Origin of the sequence: Sphingobium phenoxybenzoativorans (assembly GCF_001757355.1) — a bacterium.
GTDB lineage: Bacteria > Pseudomonadota > Alphaproteobacteria > Sphingomonadales > Sphingomonadaceae > Sphingobium > Sphingobium phenoxybenzoativorans.
In genome coordinates this window covers 1-5,361 of the sequence record NZ_MINO01000131.1, presented here as the reverse complement: position 1 = coordinate 5,361, position 5,361 = coordinate 1, and the positions used below count along the sequence as shown (strand labels likewise).

The 5,361-nt window shown below is 64.3% G+C and carries 5 protein-coding genes and 1 pseudogene; 3 read left to right on the top strand and 3 right to left on the bottom strand.

What is annotated here, in order from left to right; all coding sequences use genetic code 11:
• On the bottom strand, window positions 1-949 hold a 949-nt coding region (locus BHQ40_RS23895), incomplete at its 3' end, for an FAD/NAD(P)-binding protein (protein ID WP_083277131.1).
• Between the two features lie 99 nt (window positions 950-1,048).
• Here BHQ40_RS23895 and BHQ40_RS26410 point away from each other — a divergent pair.
• Window positions 1,049-1,198 (top strand): hypothetical protein, encoded by a 150-nt coding sequence (locus tag BHQ40_RS26410; protein ID WP_171905950.1) that lies wholly within the window; start codon window positions 1,049-1,051, stop codon window positions 1,196-1,198.
• 277 nt (window positions 1,199-1,475) lie between these two features.
• Here the strand turns inward: BHQ40_RS26410 and BHQ40_RS23890 are convergent, their stop codons facing one another.
• Together BHQ40_RS23890 and BHQ40_RS23885 are read right to left on the bottom strand one after the other, a co-directional pair.
• A complete protein-coding gene (locus BHQ40_RS23890) occupies window positions 1,476-1,973 on the bottom strand; it encodes an EF-hand domain-containing protein (protein WP_070158211.1) in 498 nt (165 codons plus the stop codon).
• Window positions 1,974-2,016: 43 nt separating this feature from the next.
• Complete coding sequence (locus tag BHQ40_RS23885) at window positions 2,017-2,805, bottom strand: DUF4198 domain-containing protein (RefSeq protein ID WP_253183463.1); 789 nt, start codon at window positions 2,803-2,805, stop codon at window positions 2,017-2,019.
• 131 nt (window positions 2,806-2,936) lie between these two features.
• Between BHQ40_RS23885 and BHQ40_RS23880 the strand changes: the two genes are divergently transcribed.
• Both BHQ40_RS23880 and BHQ40_RS23875 read left to right on the top strand, forming a co-directional pair.
• Complete coding sequence (locus BHQ40_RS23880) at window positions 2,937-5,021, top strand: TonB-dependent receptor domain-containing protein (protein WP_070158209.1); 2,085 nt, start codon at window positions 2,937-2,939, stop codon at window positions 5,019-5,021.
• 32 nt (window positions 5,022-5,053) lie between these two features.
• Window positions 5,054-5,361: pseudogene (locus BHQ40_RS23875) on the top strand (hypothetical protein); the annotation flags it as partial.

The window sequence follows — 5,361 nt, the reverse complement described above, 5'->3', positions numbered from 1 at the left end:
CCGCATGCGCCTCGAACTGCGCCTCCTCCATGATCGCCGCCACCTGCGGGGCGACCCTGTGGCGATGCACATCCCAATAGGGCCGCAGGTGGCGCAGGAACTGCGCGCGATCGGCCGGGCGCGCCGCCCGCCACATATCCTGGGTGAAGGGCCGCAATTCATCGACGGCGTTGCGCCAGCCCACCTGCTCCGCGCGGGCGCGCACGTCCCTGATCAGGGCGATGCAGCCTCTGGCCGGGCGCTCGGTGCGGGGCGTGAAGGGCGCGGCCGCCGCATGCACGCGCGGCAGCAGCCCGCGGCGGGACAGGGCAATGATGCGCCCGGTAAATCCCGCGGATTTCAATGTCTGCGCGCAATCCACGGCGGTTAGGCCGCTCCCCAGCAGCAGAACCAAGTCATCCGCGCCCAACCCTTGCGCAATCTCTGCGGACCAGGGTTCGGAAATATAGCGGGGCGGGGCAAGATGCTGGAAAGGCGGCAGATCATGCGGCGGCAGGTTGCCCGGCGCCAGCACGACGCTGTCGGCGGCGATGGACTCGCCGGACGCGAGCGCCACCGTGCATCCGTCATCCGCCATGGTCAGGTCGACGGCCTGATCAGCGAATATCTGAAACCGGTCGCCCGCCGCCTGCCGCGCTTCATCCAGCAGGCCCGCCAGATAGGCGCCATAGTCCCGCCGCGTGGCGAAGCTGCCGCCTGACCCTTTGGCGCGGCCCTCCAGCCAGTCGGTGAAATGGGCGGGTTGATCGGGCAGCGCACTCATATTGCTGGCCCGCACGTTCAGGATATGGCCGTCCTGCGCGCTGCCGAACGCGACCCCCTTCGCCAGCCGCGCGGGATGGCGCTCGACCAGCGAAACCCGCAACGATCCATAACGCAGCAGATTTATCGCCATCAGCGTGCCGCTGAAGCCGCCGCCGACAATCACGAGGTGCGACGTTCTCAGCACCGGTCAAACATTTCTAATCAATCCCGCAAAAATTGTTTAGCTGACTTATCTCTACTTCGATGATAGATAAAACAGTAAATGATTCTATGGGGAAGACGGATGTCCTGGATGAAGCGTTTCGGGCACAGGCTGGCCGGGCTGCGGGATGCGGCAAAGCGCGAATTTCTGCGCGATCCCATGGTCGTGCTGTTTGAGCGCGCGCCGGGCGCACAGGGCGATGCCGCACGGGACGCCACGGGCGGCCGCTGACATAGAGTCGCGGCAAATCTTGTTCGAATTGGGCGGAAGGTTTCGCGCGCGGCGCTGATAAAGGGAACGAGCCTGAAGCCGGCGCGTCGATAAGGGATGGGGATGGAGGCGGCATATGCCGTCCTTTTTAATTTCCCATTCCCCTATGCAATTTGTGCAGGGCCATAGCTTGGCAGTGGTGTGGAGCGAGGCGGCCCCATCTGAACGGCGCGCCTCTCACGCATAATTTCGTTGGACGGAGGGGCGGGCCTGTCCAGCCGCCCCCCAATCTTTCCATTTATTTATCGGCTTTATCCGCCTTCTCGCGAGCGGCGAGATAGCGCGCGGCGGTGGCGGCGGCATCGGCCTGCGTCACCGTGCCATCCTTGTCATTATCCTGCTCGGCGAAGGCGCGCGCGCCGGATGCGTCATATTCGGCCTGGACCATCTTCTGGTCCTTGTCCTTGTCGAGCACGCCGAAGCGGACATGCGCCTGACGGATCTGGCGCTGCCGCTCCTCGACCTTCTTCGGCTCGGTCAGTTCGGATGCAGCCAGTTGCTGTTCCAGCCTGGCGCTATATTCCCCGACATATTCATCCTCGGATACCCAGCCGTCGGCGTTGGCGTCCGTCGCCTTGAAGCGCGCCACCCGCACTGCGTCGAACTCGGCGCGCGTGACCTTGCCGTCATGGTCGGTGTCATAGTCATGGATGAAGGCGCTGCCTTCGTGCGGGGCCGCGATGGCAGACCCTGTGGCGGCCGTCAGAAGCGCGGCCAGGACGATCGTATATTTCATGTCTTTCTCCAAAAATGCGCAATCGTGCAGAATGTCGCGCAGGTCAGGCCGCATCGAAGGTCAGCGTATAGGTATAGCTGCGATAGGGCGTTTCCGATCCCGCCGGGGCCGCGCCGCGATGCCGCACCAGGATCAGATAGGTGCCTGCATCCTCCGGCTTCACGCTGAATTTTCCGTTCGCATCGCTCTTGATCTGGGCGGCGACCTTGCGCCCGTCATAATAGCCCGCGCTGCGGAACAGGGTCAGCTCCGCGCCTGCCAGCGGCTTGCCGTCGAACAGCAGGACAAAGGCCGCGTCCGAACCGGCTGAAATGCCGTTGGGATGGGTGATCGCCTGGATCTCCAGCGCCTTGCCAACCGGCTTCAGCGCCGCCTCCGTCGGCTGGCCGCGCGTCACATAGGCTTCGGCCAGCGTCATGCTCTGGACATCGACCTGCTGCGCCCCCGCCGGGGGTTGCCCGTCCTCGCCGCGCATCTCCCACTTGTCGCCAATCTTGAACATCTTGCCCTTCCGCCCGGCGCGCTGGCCGGTGGTAACGCGATAGGTGCCGTCGACCGGGATGTTCGCTTCGAAGATCGACAGGTCGCGCAAATGCGTGACCGGCCCGGCGGGCAGGTCCTTTCCATCCGGTCCCACCAGATGGAATGGCGCGTCGCGCATGGCGACCTCCGGCAGGAAGGCGTCCTCGGTAAAGGCGGACTGGACAGTGATGTGATCGCCCTTGCCGACGTCGAACAGCGTCGGCAGCACATAGGGCATATGCGCCTGCGCGGCGGTGCCGCCAGCCAGAGCGAGAAGGACGGCGGCGGCGCGGATTCGATGCAAAGTCACGATAAACCCCTTTCGCTACGCCGCCATTTATAGCTATTGAGAATCACTTGCAATCCTGTTTTTTCGCGTTAGGTGCATGGCGCATTCGGGGATGGCCACGCCTCCCCAGGACATCACGGGGGCTAATGACCATGATCAAGACCAGAACGCTGCTGCACATCGGAACCGCACTGCTGGCGCTGCCCGCTCCGGCGCTGGCGCAGGACAGTGGCGCGGATGAAGGCGTGACCACGCGCCTCGCGCTCGACCGTCTGGTGATTTCCGCAGGCACGGAAAAGGTCGCGATCGACACGCCCCAGGCCGTCACCGCCATGGATCAGGAGGATATCGATCAGACCCAGGCGACCACCATCGGCGACCTGCTGGAGGGCATGCCGGGCGTGAACATCCAGGGCGGCGTCGGCCAGTTGGGGCAGGGCTTCAACATTCGCGGTATGGGCACGGCGATCGGCGATTCCGACAACCGCATCCTGATGACCGTCGATGGCGTGACGAAATTCTACGAACAATATCGCATGGGCGCCTTCTTCAGCGAGCCGGAGCTTTACAAGCGGGTCGAGGTGCTGCGGGGTCCCGCTTCCTCGACGCTTTACGGCGCGGGCGCGCTGGCGGGCGTGATCAACTTCACGACCAAGGACGCATCGGACTTCCTGAAGGATGGCGACCCGATCGCCGTCCGGCTGAAGGGCGCGACGGAAACCAATGCGCAGGCGCACACCCTGTCCGGCATCGTCGCGGCCCAGCCGGTCGAGGGCGTCGAACTGCTCGGCAGCTATAATTACCGCCGGACGGACGATTATAAGAGCGGCAATGGCGCCACCGTCCCGGCATCGGCGACCGAGTCCGATAGCTGGCTGGTCAAGGGTCGGGTTTCCATCGGCGGCAATAAAAAGCACGCCATCTGGGCCTCCTATCAGGATTGGATCAGCGACGCGCCGCAGGTCTATGATCAGGTCTCCGCCTCGACCGGCAATTCGCTGATGCGCCGCCGCGTCCACGACAAGACGGCGGTGCTGGGGTATGAAAACGACTTTGACGGCAGCAAGCTGTTCAATGTCGAGGCGCAGGTCGCCTATTCGCTGTCGGAAGTCCACCAGACCGAGACGACATTCCTCGGCCCGCTCGCCTATTCCGACTTTTCCTATGAAAGCTGGCAGGGCAAGGTCCAGAACACCAGCGAGTTCGACCTGGGCGGCGACTGGAAAACCTTCCTGATCGTCGGCGGCCAGTGGAGCGAGCAGAAGCGCCGCAATCCGCGCGTGTCGCTGACCGGCGTGGTGACGCCGGGCGCTGGCACCCATCCCGAAGGCGAAATGACCCGCTATGGCCTGTTCGGTCAGTTGGAAATCGTCTGGTCCGACAAGCTGACGATCATGCCGGGCGTCCGCATCGACTGGAATGACCTGACGCCGGGCGCGACTGTGGTGGGCGGCACGGTGCTGACCCAGAAGGTGAAGGACAGCGGCGTTTCGCCCAAGCTTGCCGCGCTCTACAATCTCACGCCCTGGTTCGGCGTTTTCGGGTCGGTGGCGCGCACGGTGCGCATGCCCAATATCGACGAGATTTTCACCCGCAGCGCCACGCGCCCGAATAACCCGAACCTGCGTCCGGAAAAATCCGACAATTATGAAGCCGGCTTCACCCTCTCCTTCGACGATGCGCTGGGCAAGGGCGACCGCTTCCGCGCCAAGACGACGCTGTTCCAGAATGATGTGAAGGACCTGATCGTCAACGTCTCCGCGCCCACCGGCACGCCCTATTTCCAGAACATCAACCGTTCGCGCTTCAAGGGGCTGGAGGTTGAGGCGGAATATGGCATTGGCGGCTTCTACGCCCGCGGCAACATGTCCTTCATCGACGGCAAGAACCGGCTGACGGGTAATTATCTCAACACCATTCCGGCCAACGATTACCGCCTGACGCTGGGCTATGCCGATGCGGGCACCGGCCTGTCGGGCGGCTGGACCGGCGAGTTCGCCGAACGGCAGGACAAGGTGACGCCGGGCAGCTTCCCCTCGCTCGGTTCCGGCGTGGCGACGCCGGGCTATACGATCCACAACCTGTTCTTCGCCTTCAAGCCGCAGAGCGGCCCGGCCAAGGGATTCGAGTTTCGCATCGCCGTCGACAATGTGTTCGACAAGCAATATCGCCGCCACCTCTCCTCGCTGGCCGCCGAGGGGCAGAGCTTCAAATTCACCGTGGCGAACACTTTCTAAGGGCGATGGAGCGCGCGGCGCATCCATTTCCAATGGGCCTGCCGGTTCCACGGGGCCTGCCGGTTCCAAAGGGATTGCCAGCGGCGGCGTCGCTGCTGGTCAACGCCCTTCTGATCGGGGCGCTGCTGAACCTGGGGATGGGCCGCAGCAGCCCCCGGCTGGAATCGCCCGCGCTCACCGTCATGGACCTCGCCGTGCTGAAGGGCGTGGAGGACGGTAAAGAGGAAGCGGAGGCGGCCGCGCCCAGCACGCCGCCGTCACCCGCGCCGCCACCGCCCGACCCTGCGCCTGTTTCCGCCGCCAGGCCGCTGGCGCAGCCGGTAGTCCCCGTCCTCACGAT

Coding starts and splice junctions, on each gene's coding strand:
- BHQ40_RS26410 (WP_171905950.1), top strand. CDS start 1,049: ATGTCCTGGATGAAGCGTTTCGGGCACAGGCTGGCCGGGCTGCGGGAT.
- BHQ40_RS23880 (WP_070158209.1), top strand. CDS start 2,937: ATGATCAAGACCAGAACGCTGCTGCACATCGGAACCGCACTGCTGGCG.
- BHQ40_RS23890 (WP_070158211.1), bottom strand. CDS start 1,973: ATGAAATATACGATCGTCCTGGCCGCGCTTCTGACGGCCGCCACAGGG.